The sequence below is a fragment of the Acinetobacter parvus DSM 16617 = CIP 108168 genome (assembly GCF_000368025.1).
Taxonomy (GTDB): domain Bacteria; phylum Pseudomonadota; class Gammaproteobacteria; order Pseudomonadales; family Moraxellaceae; genus Acinetobacter; species Acinetobacter parvus.
Window position 1 is genome coordinate 574,978 of sequence record NZ_KB849212.1, and the last position, 18,694, is coordinate 593,671.

Below are 18,694 nucleotides of genomic sequence, written 5' to 3' on the forward strand. Positions count from 1 at the left end.
GATGCTAAGGCAAAAGCAGAGGCAGACGCAAAACGTAAAGCCGATGCCGACGCTAAAGCAAAAGCGGATGCAGAAGAAGCCAAAGCTGCTGCCGCTAAAAAAGCTGAACAAGAAGCTGCTCAGAAAAAAGCGGAAAGTAAAAAAATCGCTGATTCAACTAAAGCAGCTTTTAAAAATAAGATTACCAGAGCTTGGGAAGTCCCTTTAGCCTCTCGAGGAAAATCTATTAATGTTAATATTACACTTGATGCTAATGGGAACGTAAAATCTGTGGTTGCCAATAGTAGTGATTCTGATTTGAAAGCAAGCGTAGAGGATGCTGTTAAACGAGCGTCACCTTTACCAATGCCTGATGACCCTGATATTGTGAGTCAACTTCGCCGAATTTCCATCACATTTATTGCACAATAGTAATTTATCGTGAATAGTTACATGCCTGTCATAGCACAAAGCATGTAACTATGTTAAATAATCAACAGCCACAACAATACTATGCAAATTATTGTAATTATGGACAAGACTCGTAAACATCTCATCTCCTTAGCAGTTTTTACTGCCATTAGCACCGTTGTTCCAGCAACAACTTTTGCACAACTCCATCTTGAAATTGCCAAAGCCCCTGAACAGGCGCCTAAAATTGCGATTGTGCCATTTACCAATGACAAGGCGATTTATCCAATTGTTGAAAGCGATTTAAACCGTTCAGGTCGTTTTACCAGTGCATCACAAAATTTACCTGCCACTGCAAGTATTGATCAGATTCAGGCTGGCGACTGGCAAAATGCTGGCGTTCCCTATGTCGTTGTCGGACAAATGAAAGCTGTTGATGCCAATACATTTGAAATTCAATACCAGTTGTATGATGTACAAAAACAGCAATACCTACTCAATGAGGTCCTGACTGTACCAAGTTCACGCATCCGTCAGGCGGGACATATGATCAGTGATGCGATTTATCAGGCACTGACAGGTATTGCAGGTGACTTTAGTGGGCGTATTGCCTATGTACTGCGAAATCAGGCAACCCCAGCTCAACGTTATACCCTACAGGTTGCTGATACCGATGGCGAACAACCTAAAACCGTCCTTTCGTCACGTGATCCAATCCTTTCTCCTGCCTGGACCCCAGACGCAAAGAAAATCGCTTACGTTTCTTTTGAAACCAAACGTCCTGCAATCTATCTTCAGGACTTGGCTTCAGGACAGCGTGAAGTTTTAGCAAGCTTCAGGGGCTTGAATGGCGCACCAAGCTTTTCACCAGATGGCAAGTCCATGCTCTTTACCGCTTCAATGCATGGTAACCCTGAAATCTATCAAATGGACTTAGCTAGCCGCCAAGTCAAGCGGATGACCAACGATTCAGCGATTGATACCGAAGCACGTTATGCACCAGATGGCAAGTCATTTATCTTCACTTCTGACCGTGGTGGTTCTCCACAAATTTATAGCTATCGTTTTGATGATGGCTCGGTTAAACGCCTAACATTCAAGGGTGCGTTCAATGCCCGTGGCACCTTAAGTGCGGATGGTAAAAAAATTGCATTAGTTCATCGTCCAAGTGGAAGCAATTATAAAGTTGCCATTCAGGATATTAATACAGGCATTACCAATATCCTGACACCAACCAGTCTGGACGAATCACCGAGCTTCTCACCCAATGGGCAAATGGTGGTTTATGCGACACGTGAGGGAGAGCGCGGCTTACTCTCTATCATGTCAACAGATGGTCGTTTCCGTATGAACTTACCAAGTGAGCAAGGTGAAGTTCGCGAACCAGCTTGGGCACCCAAATAAATTTGATTGATTGGAGAAACATATGAATATTAAATATCTGACACTCCCCCTACTCGCAGCGACCTTGGTTTTTACAGGCTGTGCCAGCCGTAAACCTGCTGCTGAAATTACCGCAGGCAATACACCAAACAGTGCAACAACGGTAAGTACCGATGGTCTCAGTGAAGATGCTGCATTAAATGCACAAAACTTGGCAGGTGCGTCCTCAAAAGGCGTAACCGCAGCGAATAAAGCATTTTTAGCAAAACGTGTTGTACATTTTGACTATGACAGCAGCGACTTATCCCAAGAAGATTATCTAACATTACAGGCACATGCTCAATTTCTTGTTGCAAATGCCAATTCAAAAGTTGCTTTAACAGGCCATACCGATGAACGCGGTACACGTGAATATAATATGGCACTTGGCGAACGCCGTGCTAAAGCGGTAGAAAGCTTTTTAATCACCAATGGTGTAAACCCACAGCAGCTTGAAGCTGTAAGCTATGGTAAGGAGGCTCCTGTCAATCAGGGCCATAATGAAGCTGCATGGAAAGAAAACCGCCGTGTGGAAATCAACTATGAAGCCGTTCCGCCATTATTAAGATAATACTTTAAGAAAAAATGCTCACATGATGTGAGCATTTTTTATAGCTGTTGTTGGATATTATCATCCTGTTTAGATGACTGCATCGACTCAATCATATCGTGCTTATTAAAATTCTTATACTCAGGCTTGGCTTCATAATCTTTCCAGGCATCTTTCACATTTTCCTTGGAAATTTCATCCAAACTAATTGGTTCACTTGGGGTTGGGGTTGCTTCAAAATTCTTGATTGACATTTTATTCTCCAAACATCCTGTCTAATATGCATCCAACATAGCATGTAAATGAAGACTTGTAATCATAAAAGCAACATAAATAAAGTAAGATAATTTTTATTTTTTGGCATTCTCATCTAGAATAGCGGCATTCTTTTATCAATTTTGATGCAGCAAAATCGGAGCTATTCAATATGTCGTCAAACCTTACTTTGTCCCAATATTTACAACAACAAAATGGGAATTTGACACCAGAGTTGGCTCAGGTCATTGAAACAATTGCAGACACATGCAAGACCATTGATCAGGCTCTGCAAAAAGGTGCTTTGGCAGGTATTTTAGGCAGTGCGGGTAATGAAAATATTCAGGGCGAAACACAAAAGAAACTGGATGTCATTTCAAATGATTACCTGATTGATGCCCTCAAAGTTCATCCACAGGTGGGTGGCTTGGCTTCTGAAGAGCTGGATGACTTTACGCCTGCACAGGAAAATGGTAAATATCTGGTTTTGTTTGACCCACTTGATGGTTCGAGCAATATTGACATCAATATGTGTGTGGGTACGATTTTCTCAATTTTACCTGCTAAAAATGCCGTAACCCAATCTACTGACTTTATGCAGGCAGGCACAGCACAGGTCGCTGCGGGTTATGTACTGTATGGGCCATCCACCATGCTGGTTCTTACTGTAGGTGCAGGTGTTACTTTCTTCACATTTGATCCAACGACACAAACTTTCCTGCTTACGACTGAACAAGTTCAGGTTTCAGTAGATACTCAGGAATTCGCTATCAACTCATCCAATCAACGCCACTGGGAAAATCCTGTAAAACGTTATATTGATGAACTACTTGCTGGAAAAACCTCAGTCCGTGAAAAAGATTTCAATATGCGTTGGGTAGCCTGTATGGTGGGTGATATTCATCGTATCCTGTGCCGTGGTGGTATCTTCCTTTACCCTTACGATTTAAAAGATCCGAAAAAAGCTGGACGTTTACGTCTGATGTATGAAGCAAACCCGATGAGCATGCTGATTGAACAGGCTGGTGGTGCATGTACAACAGGCCGTGTTCGCATTATGGACATCCAGCCAACTGAGTTACACCAACGTGTGCCTGTAATTATCGGTTCTAAAAATGAAGTGGAACGCGTAACAAGTTATCATTAATTATTTTTAATAATCAGGGCATTATAAATTGTAATGCCCTTTTGGATATTTACCCTATGGCGGTTATTTTTTTAGAATCAAAAGACAATGCAAAAATCAAACATTTGCGTGGACTCATCGAACTCAACAGTGCCCGAAAAAAACATCAACAAACGGTACTCGAAGGAACACATTTGTGCCTAACATGGTTACAACAACAAAAGAAAATCTTTTCCTTATTTACCACTGAACAGGCCTTAGCCCATCCAGATTTGCAAAAGATAATTGAATTGCACAAAGGGCATATCTTTGTGATCAGTGAGGTTTTATATAAAGACCTTAGTACACTGGGTACAACCCTACCCTGTTTGGCCATTATTGACTTACCCTCAAATATTCAAACTATTGATTTTAGCAAAGACACCCTGATTCTTGAAAATGTTCAGGACCCAGGTAATGTGGGTACATTATTACGCTCAGCAGCAGCGGCCAATGTTAAACAAGTCATTTGTACCCAAGGTTCAGCATTACTTTGGTCTCCTCGAGTACTACGTGCAGGCATGGGCGCACATTTTAGTTTACATTGTTTTGAGAATTATCAACTTACAGATATTTTACCAAAATTTAATATTCCCGTGTTTGTCACCAGCTCCCACCGTTCCACCAGTTTATATGGCAAGGATTTAACCCAGCCCTGTGTCTGGATTCTAGGTAACGAAGGCCAAGGTGCAAGTGACTATGCCCTTGAACATGCCCAGGCTGTCACCATTCCCCAACCTGGTGGTCAGGAGTCCTTGAACGTTGCAATTGCGGGATCAATCTGTCTGTTTGAAATGGTTCGCCAACGCCAGTAAAAGGTTAAATTATTTTAAATACACTTTCTCTGCTGAGAAAATCCATTACACTACTAAAAATAATTGCTTGAGTTGTCAACGCATCCACCCTTTTCAACGTTATAGAATTAATGAATTGAAATAATGGTGGGTATCCATGACAGGATTTTCCATCTCTATGGATTTAGCACCGAAACAGGCCCGAACCGATAATGGTACTGACCGCAGTACTGTTGAACAACGTCTGCGTTTTTTTATGCAAGACGTGACAGGTCGTGCGCTTGTGATGATGGAAAGTGCAACCCAGGGACAACAAGGCATTGCAATGGATCTGGTTCAGGAAGCCTTTATCTCATTGCATAAATCATATTCAGATAAAAGTACCGAAGAATGGTATCCGCTATTCTATACCATTTTAAATAACAAACTTCAGGACTGGCGGCGCAAAGAAGCACGCCGTGCAAACCCATTTTCATTATTTAAAAAAATTAATTTGGATGATGACGAAGAAATTATTGATGTTGTAGATGAATCCACCCCTAATCCATTCGATTTTCTAGATCAGGAAGTCACAATGGAAGAAATTCAGGCTGCAATCAATCAATTACCAGTACGTCAACAACAGGCATTTATGCTAAGAGCGTGGGAGGGTTTTGATACCATGACCACAGCTCAAATCATGGATTGCAGTGAAGGCAGTGTGAAAACACATTATCACCGTGCAATTCAGGGACTCAGAATCGCTTTAGAGCATTTAAACCCACATACGGGAGGATCATCAAATGAAAAAAGATGAATTCACCAAACAAGTGACTTCCAAGCTTGATCAACTCGCAAGAGAACAACATCACAATAAAATGTTGGTGATGAATCATGTTCTCGATTCTGTTCAAAAGAAACATACGTCTTTTTACAGTATCTGGAAAATGACTGGTTTTGCATTTGCCGCTGCAATTATGGGTATTGTGGTTCTTCCAAGTTCTTTGCAACTTACAGATAAACCACAAAATCAGGTCATCGTAAATCCAAAGCTTTCGCCACAAATGGTTGAAGATATGGAAATGTTAATGGTCTTGGGTGAGGGTAAAGTTCCACATGGCAGCTAGAAAGTTAGCACTTGTTGTGTGTACATTGGGTTTATTACAAACCAGTTTTGCTGGTTCAGAACGGTTTTGGGTTTTCTCTAAACTCAGCAAACCGACAACTGAAGAAGCATGGGATGATTTATCCCCTGAAGAACAGCGTATCTTAATTAAACGCTACCAAACATTGAAAGAAATTCCAACAGACCAAGGTTCACAACTCCAGCAAAGAATGGAATGGTTTACGCAATTACCAGATGATGAAAAACAAAAAATGCGTGACATCTGGCAGAAAATGAGCACTCAGGAGCGAAATAACTTACGTAAACGCATGCAAAATGCAAGTTTGGAAGAACGTGTAACAATTAGAGATGAATATCTAAGTAAATATTCTGAGCACTGACTATAATTTAAACTTAAGCTTATCCCTAGAGGATTACTCAGAATATAAAAAATAGCGCTACTTTAGCGCTATTTTTTGATTCATTGTTTCTACTTTCTGAATCGGCGATAAGCCAGTAAACTTAATAACCCAAATATTGAGAAAATACCCATACTGCCACCACCGCTACCCGCAGGACGAGTATCATCAGTTGTTGTGGCTGTACTAATGACACTCACTGTTGCAGTATTTGAAGCAGTACCATCTGCGTCATACACTTGATAATTGAATGAGAAATTAAATGGGTTAAGTGTATTTACTTCCTGAACATAAATATTACCGCCATAACAGATTTCTTTATCATCTGGTTCAGGACAAGCCCCTTTACGATCTGCTGTTATGGTCAAATCTCTGTTTGGTATATTAGTTAAACGAATTGGTAACTCAACTCCATCTGCATTTTTCCAGAAAGCAGGTTTATTTGGATTGCTGTCAGGTCCTTTGCCCCCCTCACCTGTATCACCGTCATCATTGGCAAAACTTAATAAATTTAAAGTCGCTTTTTCATGCTGTCTGTACTTTAAAGTTACTGATGTATCTTTAGCCAAAGGAGCCATATTAACAAATGCAGCTTGAATCAAACCAGAAGACTTTACGCTTTCGTCATTTTTAGATTGAATCGTATATTTACAAAAAGCTTTATCCCCAGCTTGAGTAATTGCATCATCAGTTCTATAAACAAGAATTTGCTCTAGGTCCTCATTCCATTCACAATGTAAGTTTGGATCAGGTTTTACTGTTTCACCAGTATCATTGATTTGTCCAATCCCCAATGCTTCAACAGTTACTTTATAATTTTCTGGACTAAAGAAATTTAATTGATGATTACCATCCGTTAATTCAACTTCTTGTGGCAATGGAAGCTGATATTTCTTTAAGTCTATATAAATTCCACGATATTTTAAATTTCCCTTAGTTTTTTCTAATAAATCTTTGTATTCTTGCAAACGAATTTTATAATAAGTTAAAAAATCAGGGTTATTAGGCTTTTCAACTAAATTTTCAAAAAAGTCATATTCTTGCTGATAGCTTGCAACTAAAGCTAATAATGAACCATTTGATAAGTCCACTAAATCTCCTGCAGTAAGTTTCATCAATTCAACTGAACCAATATCACAACTATTTCGTGCATCTGGATCATAATATAAAGTCCCATCCGTAATACGTGCAATACCACGTTGATCTGTAGAACTACAGCCTATTGCCCCCGTATTAATCAGATCTGTCTCAGTATTATTGTTTTTAGGATAATATAAAGGTAGGAATGCCGTATATTCAGAAGCATTCTGTAGAGGACTGAGTAATGTTCGGATATCATTTGTATTACTAATATCAATATTCGTTTTATTATCACTTAAGGATTGATCTGGAACATCGCACTTATTATCACCTTTAAGAGACAAGATATTATAAACTATGTTAAAACCAACTTTTTCTTCTTTAGCTGCATCACCCAATAAATAACGACAAGCATAACTTCCATTATTATAGGCCAGCACATTAAAGCCAAGTAGTTTTGTTCCCAACTTATCATATAATAATGCTGTATTTACCGTATTCTCGACAATCGTATTATTCAATAATTCCAAACTACTGCTATTACTTAATACACTAGAGTTATTATTTGGCGTATCACTTGCTTTGGTATTTCCTGAAAATTGAATTAAATTACCGATTGCTATATCTGCAATATTTTTAGCAATTGTATTGGTTGATAAAGTAACTTTGGGCTCCCCACAGAAATCCAACACGCTCTTTGAACTATTAGAACCATTACTAATTAAACTACTTCCAGTAATACTAATATCACGCTTTGAATAAACATTATCATTAAAGCAACTCATAGCCAGTACACTACCAATTGGTGACTGGTTATCCTGAATTAAGCTATTTGTTATAGAAAGTGAGGCTGTAGGTCCCGCCAAAAATATGGCTCCTCCGCCCAGACCAGCCTGTGAATTTAAGATTTTAGTATTTTGCAATGTAACATTGGCGCCTGCATAGATTGCCCCTCCCCGATCTGGAGTTTTACCATTTCTTAAGATAATATTGCTTAAGGCTAAAGCTTTATTAGCTAAAGTCGTATTGAAAATACGACTATTATTTTTGACTTCAATCGTAGTTTTTAGGTCAGTTTGAGCTGGATAATCATTAGTAAGAACACTCTTTTTCTGCCAATCTACAGGACTTTCCCCCCATATTGACACATCAGCTTTTGGAGTCAGCTCTGTATTTAACACATATGTTCCAGCCTTAAGCTGAATCACTTTCTGAGTAGTTGAAAGTATATCAGTAACTTCACATCCACCAAACGACTTACGTGTTTCTGCAGTTTTCAATGCTTCCCTTAAAGAACAAGCATTTAGGTTATCACCATCCTCATCATCGAAAGTTGTAACATTAATTGGGGTATTACTTGTTGCAGCCAAAAGGGGCATAGCAGCAATTACCATAGTTGCTAATAGAGCTTTTTTATAATTTTTCATCTCATCATCCTTGATTATGATTTAAAACGGCGTATTCCAACTAAACCTAACAACATAAATATTGCACCAAAACCCATACTTCCCCCAGAAACATTCACGGTTTTACTTTTAAAGTTATTTGGTGGATCTTGTACAATCGTTGTTGGGATTTCAATATAATAATTAGAAACATCATTTAAACGTGTTGTTGTAGTCATTACACGTAAATTAAACTTATCCGCCCCATGCCAATTACTGTCTGGCACATAAGTAATGTTGCCATCTTGATCCAAAGTCAGTTTACCTTTAGATGGAGTGGCAGTTTGTTTTATTTCTAAACATCCCCACTGCCATGCTTGCCCATCAGAACGTTTACCCAAGACTTGTTCACAGGAAGCTGGATCTAATAATTCACCATCCAATAAACTGTCTGCAATACTAAACTTCGCAATCTCACCGTACAGAATATCTTGACCAACAATTGGGATATCCCCTCGGTTAATGACCAATTCAATTGCCCCTAAATCGCATAATTCATCATAACCACTACGATTCTTTCCACGCTGATCACTTCCTTCGCAACTTGCTAAACCAACAGCACCACCATCACTATAAATTCGGCCTTTATTAACAATTAAAGAGTCTGACAATTGATTATAAGCCATTAATAAACGTGGTTTAAAGAATCCAAGCATTTGATCTTTAGGTGTATAATACGGACATAACAGACCACTTGCAGGTGGGGCGTCACATTTCTGATCTACAATATTATTCCCTGCAATCAGTTTATTGTCTCCCACACTAAAGTTTCTACGATCAAGTAACTTATCAAATTTGCTAAAATCGCAAGTTGAGTCTATTAAATTACTCTGTACAATTGTTGAGTCTTCTGGATCTGTTTTCAAACCACATGTGTTCTCACCATTTCCAACAATAATGCTATTTGAAATAGAAGCACTCACTAAATCAGTATTTGTTTCTTTTTTCTCATCATTTTCATCTGTTGTTGTGGTTTTAACGATCCATTTAGGTGCTTGCAGATATAGACCAGCATCGTTTCTGATCATGGTCACATTATTTAAAACCATCCCCTCACGAATATTGGCAACATATCCACCTGTATTATTAAATATAGTTGAATTACGCAAACCAGAAGCGCCATTGTATAAAATATTTACTCCAATGGTTGGATCTTTAAAACCTATATTTGTATACAACAATGAACCATTTTTTGTCGTAATGGTATTATCTCTAATTACAGATTGAGTGATACGGTAATATGGCATATCTGTATAAAGTGCAGCACCTTGATCAGCCTTATTATTCTGAAGAATACTATTACTAATTGCTACGGTTCCTACAGTTTTCTGTGTATCAGATAAAACACCTGCATTATAAATTGCACCACCATTATTAGCATTACCGCCAGTCAGACGAGAATATTGAATTGTTAATGCTTCACGATTTAGAATTAAACCACCATTAGACCTCTTGCGAAAGTCGTTATTGCAAGTTCATCCGGTTTACCAGTGCGGCAATTAAGTTAATGCGCAAACCGAATCTTTTCCGTCTATTTCGATAGCGTTCACTGAGTATTCTAAATCTTTTCAATTGACTATTAATGTGTTCGATCACAACTCGTATTTTTTCAATCATTTTATTGTACTTTTTCTCAACTTTAAATAATGGAAATTTTTTCTTTTTTTTGATTGGCATCAACAATTTAAAGCCATCTTGCTCTAATCCGTAATACCCTAAATCGGTCATAACATATTCACAATTTTTGAATTTCTTAACTGTTTTTCTTGCCAATTTAATATCATGCTGACTGCCAGAAGATATATCTACTCCTATGATTTGTTTGCTCTTCGGATGATAGATCACTTGGGCTTTTAGCGTATGTTTCTTCTTTTTACCACTGTAGAACTTACTCTGATTTTTTTTGGGACGTTCTATTGAACATTCTGTAGCATCAATAATGACCCAGTTAAATTGTTCGTCTGCTGTTGTAATGCTTCGTTTTGGCAGGGTAAAACGCCTTGATTTCATTAATGCATCTTCAACCTTTTTAATGGTTCGATTCACATTACTTTCAGCGATATGGTAATTTGCAGCCAATTCCAATTGAGTGCTGTAATTCCGTAAGTAATTGAGTGTTAATAATAATTGATCCTCTATAGCTAAAGTATGAGGACGCCCTAATTTCTTTTTAAGTGATTCTGCTTCTTTTAAAACTTCGACCATTTCACTAAAAACTGGTCGAGGTACGCCAACCAAGCGCTTGAATTCAGAATCTGAAAAACGGTTTAATTTCTGATATTTCATGGAATCTATATTGAGGCAGTTTTTACTTTCGCAAGAGGTCTATTATTTACTTTGGTGGATGAACCTTGTAAATTTAACTCAATAAGACTAACCGCTAGCAAACTATTTTCGACACTTTCATCATCAACCGTAAATAAGCGTTCTGTACCAACCATTTTAATAGTTGCATTATTTAATCCTTTCTTATCATTATTAAAATCCCCACTGGCAGCAGTACTAATGGTCATAGATGTTTTAATTTGTAGAGCCTTATTTAATATATATTCTTTATCACGCCCCAATAAAATAGTAGAGGAAGCTTCCTTGTTACCACAACCATGGTAACCATTCTCAAAAGCTGTCTGGCTACGTTTATTTAAAAATTCTACGGCTTCTCGTAATGAACAAACGGTATCATCCTTGTCTTCATCAACCAACGTTGTGACTTGAATATCCGCAGAATAAACATGCCCAGTAACCGCAAATAAAGCGCAGGCAAGCGTCCGTTTGAGCATACCGATCTCCTTCTATTTTTCATTTTTCTTGGTATTGCAAAATTTAAATTTGCAACCACATCCTTTGTGCGTACTTTGTCATAGCTCTCACAATTTCTCAAGAAATTTTATCCGAATAGCCGTAAAACCTCGGGGTTTAGCCCGAGGATATAAGGCTGCAATCCGCTAGTCCCCCTTGTGGGGATTAGCTAGGATTGCTAAAAACATTTGGATCTAGTAATCCATGTGCTATGATAATTATGTTGTATATTTTTAGTCAGCAGACTGATACAACACGAAAAAAACAGTTTTCCCCATTGTAATCCGTGCGCTCTTTGCAATCCGAAAGGTAGGACTACATTGGAATAAGAAGCAGAGAACTATAGTATCTGTTTCGTGGCAGGACATTGCCATCTAGCAGTAGGAATCCCCCTCCTTTAGGTCGGGGAGGATGTCAAATTATTGACGATATTCATCAATCAATGCATAGATTTGCTTGAGTGTCATATTGGAAAGCCTGGTTTTTTCGCCTTTTAGCATTTTTTCAAGTTGGGCCAGCGTTTGTAACAATACTGACGCTTGATGCGGGCCATTATTCAATAAATAGTCAACGATTTGCTGATCAAAATGAATACCCCGTCTTATCATAACAGACTGAAGTAAGGCTTGTCGGTCTGCATATGAACTTCCATTTGGAACTTTTACGCTTACCGCCTGCGTTAGTCTGGACTGCAAATCAGGTAGTTCAAGTTTTAATTCAATAGGTGCCACACGGGAAGAAAATACCAGTTGCCCTTCATGATTATTGATTAAATGGAAAACTGCTTTCTGCCAATGAGGGACCCCACTGATTGCATCAATATCATCTAAAGCAACCAATTCGTAAAACTCTAAAGAGGTAATGGCCTCTATAGGCGCATCCAATAGTTCCAGCAAAGATACTTTTATTGCTCGGCGGCCTAATTCCAGATATGAATCACAAATTGCAGACAGCAAATGGCTCTTGCCTGTTCCAGCTCCGCCATAGACATAAAATCGGCTGACCAAGCCTGCATGTAACTGTCGGACCGCATCAACCACATTTCCCCAGCCTGGACCTGAAAAATCGCTGATTCGGGCATCCAGTTGTGGTTCTATATCCAGTTGCAGTTGACGCATATCGTTAATGTGTTCCCCAATTACTTAAAGTCATTTGAATTTGAAGTGCCTGTATCTTGAGAGTTTTTAATTTCAATATCAATTTCTACATCACCCGCATCAACATTGATGTGCTGAATTCCACCCTGGGAAATACTCATCTCAATCGGTAACCCATAAAAACGGCTTTTTTCGTAATTATCACGCGCATGCTTTAACAACACCACAATCACTGCTGCGACAGGCAATGCAATCAACATCCCAAGGAAACCACCCAGTTGTGCGCCAGCTAATACTGCAAACACCACCGCAACTGGAGATAAGCCAATTTTATCGCCCAACAAGAAAGGTTGCAGAATATATCCTTCAACCATTTGTCCAATCATGAACACAACACCGACCAAGAGAAGCTGTGTCCAGTCCAGTCCAAATTGGAACAAGGTGGCAATAACCGCTGCAATAATACCAACCGCAAAACCTAGATAAGGAATGATACTCGCCAAACCAGCGATCATCCCAATAATCAGGCCAACCTCCAGCCCAATCAACTGCAATCCAACAGCATATACAATTCCCAGTAATAACATCACCAGAAACTGCCCTTTCACAAATGCACCCAATACACTGTGACATTCACCCACAATTCTCAAGGTCGATGCTTCGTAAGGCCGAGGAATCAAGCGTCTAAAGCTTTGCAACATTCTTTCCCAATCAAGAAGGAAATAGAATGAAATTATTGGAATTAAAATCACCACCCCGCCCAGTTGAATAAAATTCAGACCTGATTGAGCTAGACGTAGCAACATGGTTTGAATACTATCCGCACTATAATTGGTCTGGACATATTCCATGATCGTTTTGGAAATTTGTTCGGTATCCAGTTCCATTGGAATAACATTAAAGGTTTTGGATACCCAAGGCAGAAAGGTTGAGTTAATCCAATGAATCCCTGCTGGAATACTGTCTCGCGCATACATGAGCTGTTTCCAGACCAACGGCACAAGAAACCATAACACCACAGTTAAAGTGGTACCAATCCCAACGAATACAATACTAATGGCCAGCCAGCGTGGCAGCCTAAACTTTACAAGGGTATCGACAAGCGGACTAAACAGGTAGGCAATAAAGAATGCCCCTACAAATGGCAATACCACTGGCTTCAACAGATATAATACCCAGAGTAGTAATGCGAGTCCTGCGAGAATAAAGATACGACGCAATACCTGATCTTGCATAAAATCTAGCCTTTCTTGGTGTAATCGTTATAAATGGAAAAAATTTTTAATAAAGATAGCATTTTCGGGCATAAATAACAGAAGAGTTTCGTATATTCGGGTTATAATCTGCCGCCAATGCGGAGACTTCACTATGAGCAACTCAACTTCTACCCCAAATACTGGTTTAAGCTATAAAGATGCGGGGGTCGACATTGAAGCGGGCGACGCACTGGTCGATCGTATCAAATCTGTCGCTAAGCGTACCACTCGTCCTGAAGTCATGGGCGGTTTAGGTGGCTTTGGTGCCCTATGCAAAATTCCAAAAGGTTATGAAGAACCTGTATTGGTTTCAGGAACAGATGGCGTAGGGACTAAATTACGTTTAGCGTTAAATCTAAATCGTCACGACACGATTGGTCAAGATTTGGTGGCAATGTGTGTCAATGACCTGCTGGTTTGTGGTGCTGAACCATTGTTCTTCCTGGACTATTATGCAACGGGTCATTTGAATGTTGATGTGGCTGCAAATGTAGTGACAGGTATTGGTAAAGGTTGTGAGCTTGCTGGCTGTGCATTGGTCGGTGGTGAAACTGCCGAAATGCCAGGCATGTATGAGGGCGAAGATTACGATCTCGCTGGTTTTGCAGTGGGTGTGGTTGAACAGAGCAAAATTATTGATGGTTCCAAAGTAAAATCTGGTGACGTGTTGATTGGCGTTGCTTCAAGTGGTGCCCATTCAAATGGTTACTCATTGCTACGCAAAATTTTAGATGTTAAGAATGTAGACCTAACTCAAATTGTTGATGGTCGTCCACTTGCAGATGTTGCAATGGAACCAACCCGTATTTATGTAAAACCAGTGTTAGAGCTTTGCAAACAAGTCGATGTACATGCTATGGCACATATTACTGGTGGTGGTTTACCAGGTAACTTACCGCGTGTTCTTCCAAATGGCGCACAAGCTGTGATTGATGAGTCTAGCTGGGAATGGTCTGAATTATTCCAGTTGTTGCAGCGTGAAGGTAATGTAGAACGCTTTGAAATGTATCGTACCTTTAACTGTGGCGTTGGTATGGTGATTGCTGTTGATGCAAGCGAAGCGGATAAAACCATTGAAGTATTAACAGCTCAAGGCGAAAAAGCCTGGAAAATTGGTCACATTCAGGAAAATGCTGAATCAGTTGAGGGTGCAGACGAAAAAATTCGTGTGATCTTTGCATAATGAGAATTGCGGTACTTGTTTCTGGTAATGGTAGCAACTTACAGGCCCTGATCGACGCCCAACATGATAAACAGTTGTCAGGGCAAATCGTTGGTGTTCTCTCCAACAAAGCTGATGCCTATGCATTACGACGTGCCGAGGACGCCAATATTGCCACCGCTGTGATTTCCCATCAAAACTTTCCCAATCGGGAAAGTTTTGATGTAGCCATGCATCAGCAACTGTTGGCATGGCAAGTTGATCTTGTGATTCTTGCGGGTTTTATGCGGATTTTAACGCCAAACTTTGTTAGTCAATGGCAAGGTAAAATGTTAAATATTCACCCTTCTCTGCTGCCTTTTTATAAAGGGATGAATACCCATCAACGTGTATTAAATACTGGAGATCGCTTGCATGGTTGTACCGTTCATTTTGTAACAGCTGAACTGGATGCGGGACAAAGTATTGCCCAGTCTGTGATTCAGGTGAGTTTACAGGATACAGCAGAAAGTTTGGCACAACGTGTACATCAGCTTGAGCATTTTATTTATCCTCAAGTAGCACAATGGTTATGTAATGGTCAGCTCACCTGGGAAAATGGTCAGGCTTATTTCAACCAGAAACTATTAGAAAAACCAATTCAGTTTGCCCAGTTTTAAAAATAAAACGCATCTTCGGATGCGTTTTTTATTTGCGTTAAATAACCAGATTTTTAATTTTTTCGGCAGTTTCCACAGGATGCTCCAAAGGAAACATATGCCCACCCTCCACGACAGAAAAAGGGATTCCTAATTTCTTTTTTGCTACTTGAGGAAGTTTCTCTTTTAAGAACACACTATCACTGCCAACCACGAGATGTACAGGAACAGGTGGTTTAGGCATTGGCAACCACCACATTGACGGTGTGGTTCTAAACATCGCCACTTCATCATCTTTTGGAATGGTTAAAGTCACACCACCACGCTGTGGATCATTGGTCAACGCATGATCAATGTAGGCTTGAAAACAGTCTGCATCAAAATGTTGATAAAACCCTCTCGAACCTAGTAGCTCAGCCGCTTGCTCACGAGATTCCCAGTGATCGCGTCGGCGTACCGACAAGCCTGCTGGCGTAATTTTGTCGACCAGCTTCGGTTTGAAGATTTTTGCAAGATGAAAAAATAACGAGGCCTTGCCAATAATCAGGGGTGGATCGAGCATAATCACTTGTGAAAAAAGTTCAGGTCGGCGATACGCTGCCATCAAGGTGAGTACTGAACCCAGGGAATGTCCCAGACCAATGACTTTTCGTCCCTGGGCCTGCCTCACAATGCTATCAATGATCTGGTCAACCAAATATGCCCAGCCATGTGTAATTGGATAACGCTTATCTGTTCCAATTTCTGCCACATAAATAATGTCATATTGATCTTTGAGCTGATCAAACAGTTTTTGATAGACTTTTGATGGAACACCATTGGCATGGGCAAAATGAATCAAAGGTTTCATAAGCTTGTCTTTTATTTTCACTGATTGGTCAATTATCTCGTTCTACACATGTATTGCAAATTAAAGAGAGAACTGTACAGTTATTTTTACAATAAAAAGGCTGTGATATACACAGCCTGATTAAGATCAACACAGCGCTTTTATCGAAGCGATGCATCAGATATGTTATTGTATTTTCGCGTTTTGCTGAGTTTCCAGTTGTGCTGCAAGAGAGCTACTAATCCCCTCGCCAATCTTTGCACCCATACGCCCCAAAATAGACTCTAAAGGATTACGTTGAACGGTATAATCCACTTTTTGATCAACCTTTAACTCACGCATCAGGGTGCTAATGCTACCACTACGATCTGCAACACCAAGTGCAATTGCCTGTTCACCCGTCCAGAATAAACCAGAGAAAACCGCTGGATCATTCGATTTTAAACGTTTGCCACGTCCCTCTTTAACCGCATTGATAAAGTGACCATGAACATTATCCAGCAACGCCTGAACGTGCGCACGCTGTTCAGGATTAATCGGTTTGGTCATACTCAGGATATCTTTGTTGTTGCCCGATGTTAAGGTACGGTCTTCTACACCCAATTTCTGTGCTAAACCACTTAAACCATAGTTCGGCATGATCACACCAATTGACCCGACCAAGCTTGATGGATTTACAATGATTTCATCCGCAGCCGAGGCAATATAGTAGGCACCAGAAGCCCCCATATCGCCAATGACAGCATAGACCTTTTTATTCGGATGCTGTTTTTTCTGATAACGAATTTCTTGCCAGATTTCATCCGACTGCACAGGTGATCCACCAGGTGAGTTGATATTGAGGACAATTGCCTTGCTGCCACTTGCTTCAAATGCCCGTTTTAAAGCCTTGTTGGTATCTTCACTATTGACTGTAGACTGACCCGCAGAGGAATCAATGGTGCCAACAATATCAACAATTGCCAAATGACTGCTGCCAATGCTGCTGGTTGATTTTTCTGTGCTGGTCGAACATCCCTTACTCATTGCAATCAGCACAATCAGTAAATAAGCAAAACCCAAACATTTAAAAAAGATACTCCAACGGCGGCTACGGCGTTGTTCTTCGACAGAAGCCAAGACAGCTTTTTCTAAAATCTGCCATTCTTTGCCTGTCACATTATTTAAATTTGTGGATTCATTTTGTGGTTTTGGTGGCCAATCGGACATAAGATTCCAATCCAATGTATTTTAAAAGTGGCCTTATTATATACGCTGATGGGCACAAAACTGTTTAAATAACTTGTTTGAACTTATAATTATTTTTTGCATTATACTGGTCTCTTGTAATTTTCCAATCTGCAATAAATAAATGACTCAGCCAAATTCAAACCATTCAAGTTATCGCCTACTCAAGCTCATTAGTCGCCAGCCGATTCAGTTAGGACGTTTTTTTGCACGTTTGGTTGCAGTCTTACTTACCACATTTCAGCTTTCCAAACTTTCAAAAATCATTCGACTCAACATCCAGATTGTGTTTCCTGACTTGGCTGAACCAGAGAGAGAACAACTGACCAAACAGGCAATTCGCAATGAATTGACCTCTTATTTTGAGTTTGTCAGTATTTGGGGAGCTTCCAGTCAAAAGAATATTCAACAAATTCACAAGATTCATGGTGAACATTATTTCCATGCAGCATTGGCAGAACAAAAAGGTCTGGTTTTGATTATTCCTCACTTTGGAACTTGGGAAGCGATGAATGCATGGGTCTCAAAATATACACAGATGACTATTTTGTATAAACCTGTCAAAAATCCTGATGCTGACCAATTTGTCCGTGACGCGCGCAGTCGTGAACAGGCTCATCTTGTCCCTACTGATGAAAGCGGTGTTCGGCAGATTTTTAAGGCCTTGAAACAAGGTGGGACAACTATTATTTTGCCTGATCACACACCTGATCATGGCGGTGAAATGATCAACTATTTTGGTATTCCACTCGCCTCAAGCAGTCTGAGTGCAAAACTCATTCAAAAAACCAAGGCCAAAGCGCTCCTACTCTATACCATGAGAAATGAACAAGATGGTTTTGATATGCATATTGAACCGATCAATCCGCAGATTTATGAGGGAAGTGCCGAAGATGGCACGCTGATCATTCACCAGACTCTGGAGCAGCTAATTCAACGCTACCCTGCACATTACCACTGGAGTTATAAACGTTTTAGCGCCAACCCTACCCTCAAGAAAATTTATGATATTGACGAGAATGAAGCTTTGACTAAGGTTGCAGAAGTTCGTCAACAAAACCTATCTCAGGAAAATGCTTAGG

General features: G+C 39.8%; 18 protein-coding genes and 2 pseudogenes. 11 read left to right on the forward strand and 9 right to left on the reverse strand.

Annotated features, from left to right (window positions below; all coding sequences use genetic code 11):
* The 3 genes from tolA to pal form a co-directional block, all read left to right on the forward strand.
* On the forward strand, positions 1 to 411 hold a 411-nt coding region (gene tolA / locus F988_RS09310; protein WP_004682680.1), incomplete at its 5' end, for a cell envelope integrity protein TolA.
* Between the two features lie 99 nt (positions 412 to 510).
* Complete coding sequence (tolB, locus tag F988_RS09315; protein WP_010589505.1) at positions 511 to 1,794, forward strand: Tol-Pal system beta propeller repeat protein TolB; 1,284 nt, start codon at positions 511 to 513, stop codon at positions 1,792 to 1,794.
* Between the two features lie 22 nt (positions 1,795 to 1,816).
* Positions 1,817 to 2,383, forward strand: coding sequence for a peptidoglycan-associated lipoprotein Pal (pal, locus tag F988_RS09320; protein ID WP_004676838.1), 567 nt, complete (start codon positions 1,817 to 1,819; stop codon positions 2,381 to 2,383).
* A gap of 38 nt (positions 2,384 to 2,421) precedes the next feature.
* On the opposite strand, the gene F988_RS09325 is transcribed toward pal, so the two are convergent.
* Positions 2,422 to 2,616, reverse strand: a complete 195-nt coding sequence (locus tag F988_RS09325) for an NF038105 family protein (RefSeq protein WP_004682682.1) — start codon at positions 2,614 to 2,616, stop codon at positions 2,422 to 2,424.
* Positions 2,617 to 2,789: 173 nt separating this feature from the next.
* Here F988_RS09325 and F988_RS09330 point away from each other — a divergent pair, with 173 nt between their 5' ends.
* From F988_RS09330 to F988_RS09350, 5 genes are all read left to right on the forward strand, one after another.
* Positions 2,790 to 3,764 carry a class 1 fructose-bisphosphatase gene (locus F988_RS09330; protein ID WP_004682684.1) on the forward strand — a complete coding sequence of 325 codons (975 nt, stop codon included), beginning with the start codon at positions 2,790 to 2,792 and terminating at the stop codon, positions 3,762 to 3,764.
* Between the two features lie 56 nt (positions 3,765 to 3,820).
* Positions 3,821 to 4,597, forward strand: a complete 777-nt coding sequence (locus tag F988_RS09335; protein WP_004682685.1) for a TrmH family RNA methyltransferase — start codon at positions 3,821 to 3,823, stop codon at positions 4,595 to 4,597.
* 157 nt (positions 4,598 to 4,754) lie between these two features.
* Positions 4,755 to 5,372, forward strand: coding sequence for an RNA polymerase sigma factor (locus F988_RS09340; protein ID WP_004676830.1), 618 nt, complete (start codon positions 4,755 to 4,757; stop codon positions 5,370 to 5,372).
* On the forward strand, positions 5,359 to 5,682 hold the full coding sequence (locus tag F988_RS09345) for a hypothetical protein (RefSeq protein ID WP_004682686.1): 324 nt from the start codon (positions 5,359 to 5,361) through the stop codon (positions 5,680 to 5,682). The genes F988_RS09340 and F988_RS09345 overlap by 14 nt, the downstream gene beginning before the upstream one ends.
* The gene (locus F988_RS09350) at positions 5,672 to 6,061 is read left to right on the forward strand and encodes a DUF3106 domain-containing protein (protein ID WP_004682687.1); all 390 of its coding nucleotides are present in this window, start codon (positions 5,672 to 5,674) and stop codon (positions 6,059 to 6,061) included. Before F988_RS09345 ends, F988_RS09350 begins: the two co-directional genes overlap by 11 nt.
* 89 nt (positions 6,062 to 6,150) lie before the next feature.
* On the opposite strand, the gene F988_RS09355 is transcribed toward F988_RS09350, so the two are convergent.
* The 6 genes and pseudogenes from F988_RS09355 to cxpE form a co-directional block, all read right to left on the reverse strand.
* Positions 6,151 to 8,586: a CSLREA domain-containing protein gene (locus F988_RS09355; RefSeq protein WP_004682688.1), complete on the reverse strand. Its 2,436-nt coding sequence runs from the start codon at positions 8,584 to 8,586 to the stop codon at positions 6,151 to 6,153.
* A 14-nt stretch (positions 8,587 to 8,600) separates the two neighbouring features.
* Positions 8,601 to 10,058, reverse strand: a pseudogene (rbtA, locus tag F988_RS09360) (rhombotarget A); the annotation flags it as partial.
* Between the two features lie 10 nt (positions 10,059 to 10,068).
* Positions 10,069 to 10,890 carry an IS5 family transposase gene (locus F988_RS09365; protein ID WP_004682690.1) on the reverse strand — a complete coding sequence of 274 codons (822 nt, stop codon included), beginning with the start codon at positions 10,888 to 10,890 and terminating at the stop codon, positions 10,069 to 10,071.
* A 41-nt stretch (positions 10,891 to 10,931) separates the two neighbouring features.
* Positions 10,932 to 11,384 (reverse strand): annotated as a pseudogene (locus F988_RS09370) (CSLREA domain-containing protein); the annotation flags it as partial.
* Between the two features lie 438 nt (positions 11,385 to 11,822).
* Complete coding sequence (gene hda, locus F988_RS09375; RefSeq protein WP_004676821.1) at positions 11,823 to 12,521, reverse strand: DnaA regulatory inactivator Hda; 699 nt, start codon at positions 12,519 to 12,521, stop codon at positions 11,823 to 11,825.
* 20 nt (positions 12,522 to 12,541) lie between these two features.
* Positions 12,542 to 13,735, reverse strand: coding sequence for a chloramphenicol efflux transporter CxpE (cxpE, locus tag F988_RS09380; protein WP_004682692.1), 1,194 nt, complete (start codon positions 13,733 to 13,735; stop codon positions 12,542 to 12,544).
* A gap of 133 nt (positions 13,736 to 13,868) precedes the next feature.
* Here cxpE and purM point away from each other — a divergent pair, with 133 nt between their 5' ends.
* Entirely contained in the window at positions 13,869 to 14,939 is a 1,071-nt protein-coding gene (gene purM, locus F988_RS09385; RefSeq protein WP_004676817.1) for a phosphoribosylformylglycinamidine cyclo-ligase, read from the forward strand.
* Complete coding sequence (gene purN / locus F988_RS09390; protein ID WP_171055677.1) at positions 14,936 to 15,577, forward strand: phosphoribosylglycinamide formyltransferase; 642 nt, start codon at positions 14,936 to 14,938, stop codon at positions 15,575 to 15,577. The genes purM and purN overlap by 4 nt, the downstream gene beginning before the upstream one ends.
* Before the next feature lie 37 nt (positions 15,578 to 15,614).
* On the opposite strand, the gene F988_RS09395 is transcribed toward purN, so the two are convergent.
* Entirely contained in the window at positions 15,615 to 16,406 is a 792-nt protein-coding gene (locus F988_RS09395) for an alpha/beta fold hydrolase (RefSeq protein ID WP_004682694.1), read from the reverse strand.
* A 165-nt stretch (positions 16,407 to 16,571) separates the two neighbouring features.
* The gene (gene sppA / locus F988_RS09400; protein WP_004682695.1) at positions 16,572 to 17,594 is read right to left on the reverse strand and encodes a signal peptide peptidase SppA; all 1,023 of its coding nucleotides are present in this window, start codon (positions 17,592 to 17,594) and stop codon (positions 16,572 to 16,574) included.
* Positions 17,595 to 17,736: 142 nt separating this feature from the next.
* On the opposite strand from sppA, the gene F988_RS09405 reads away from it, so the two are divergent.
* On the forward strand, positions 17,737 to 18,693 hold the full coding sequence (locus tag F988_RS09405) for a lysophospholipid acyltransferase family protein (RefSeq protein WP_004682696.1): 957 nt from the start codon (positions 17,737 to 17,739) through the stop codon (positions 18,691 to 18,693).
* The last annotated feature ends 1 nt before the right edge of the window (position 18,694 follow it).

Bases quoted from the DNA above. Each gene is read 5' to 3' on its own strand.
- pal (WP_004676838.1), top strand. From the start codon at position 1,817: ATGAATATTAAATATCTGACACTCCCCCTACTCGCAGCGACCTTGGTT.
- F988_RS09330 (WP_004682684.1), top strand. From the start codon at position 2,790: ATGTCGTCAAACCTTACTTTGTCCCAATATTTACAACAACAAAATGGG.
- F988_RS09395 (WP_004682694.1), bottom strand. From the start codon at position 16,406: ATGAAACCTTTGATTCATTTTGCCCATGCCAATGGTGTTCCATCAAAA.
- hda (WP_004676821.1), bottom strand. From the start codon at position 12,521: ATGCGTCAACTGCAACTGGATATAGAACCACAACTGGATGCCCGAATC.
- cxpE (WP_004682692.1), bottom strand. From the start codon at position 13,735: ATGCAAGATCAGGTATTGCGTCGTATCTTTATTCTCGCAGGACTCGCA.
- F988_RS09365 (WP_004682690.1), bottom strand. From the start codon at position 10,890: ATGAAATATCAGAAATTAAACCGTTTTTCAGATTCTGAATTCAAGCGC.
- F988_RS09335 (WP_004682685.1), top strand. From the start codon at position 3,821: ATGGCGGTTATTTTTTTAGAATCAAAAGACAATGCAAAAATCAAACAT.
- tolB (WP_010589505.1), top strand. From the start codon at position 511: ATGGACAAGACTCGTAAACATCTCATCTCCTTAGCAGTTTTTACTGCC.
- F988_RS09325 (WP_004682682.1), bottom strand. From the start codon at position 2,616: ATGTCAATCAAGAATTTTGAAGCAACCCCAACCCCAAGTGAACCAATT.
- F988_RS09355 (WP_004682688.1), bottom strand. From the start codon at position 8,586: ATGAAAAATTATAAAAAAGCTCTATTAGCAACTATGGTAATTGCTGCT.
- sppA (WP_004682695.1), bottom strand. From the start codon at position 17,594: ATGTCCGATTGGCCACCAAAACCACAAAATGAATCCACAAATTTAAAT.
- F988_RS09405 (WP_004682696.1), top strand. From the start codon at position 17,737: ATGACTCAGCCAAATTCAAACCATTCAAGTTATCGCCTACTCAAGCTC.
- F988_RS09345 (WP_004682686.1), top strand. From the start codon at position 5,359: ATGAAAAAAGATGAATTCACCAAACAAGTGACTTCCAAGCTTGATCAA.
- F988_RS09340 (WP_004676830.1), top strand. From the start codon at position 4,755: ATGGATTTAGCACCGAAACAGGCCCGAACCGATAATGGTACTGACCGC.
- F988_RS09350 (WP_004682687.1), top strand. From the start codon at position 5,672: ATGGCAGCTAGAAAGTTAGCACTTGTTGTGTGTACATTGGGTTTATTA.
- purM (WP_004676817.1), top strand. From the start codon at position 13,869: ATGAGCAACTCAACTTCTACCCCAAATACTGGTTTAAGCTATAAAGAT.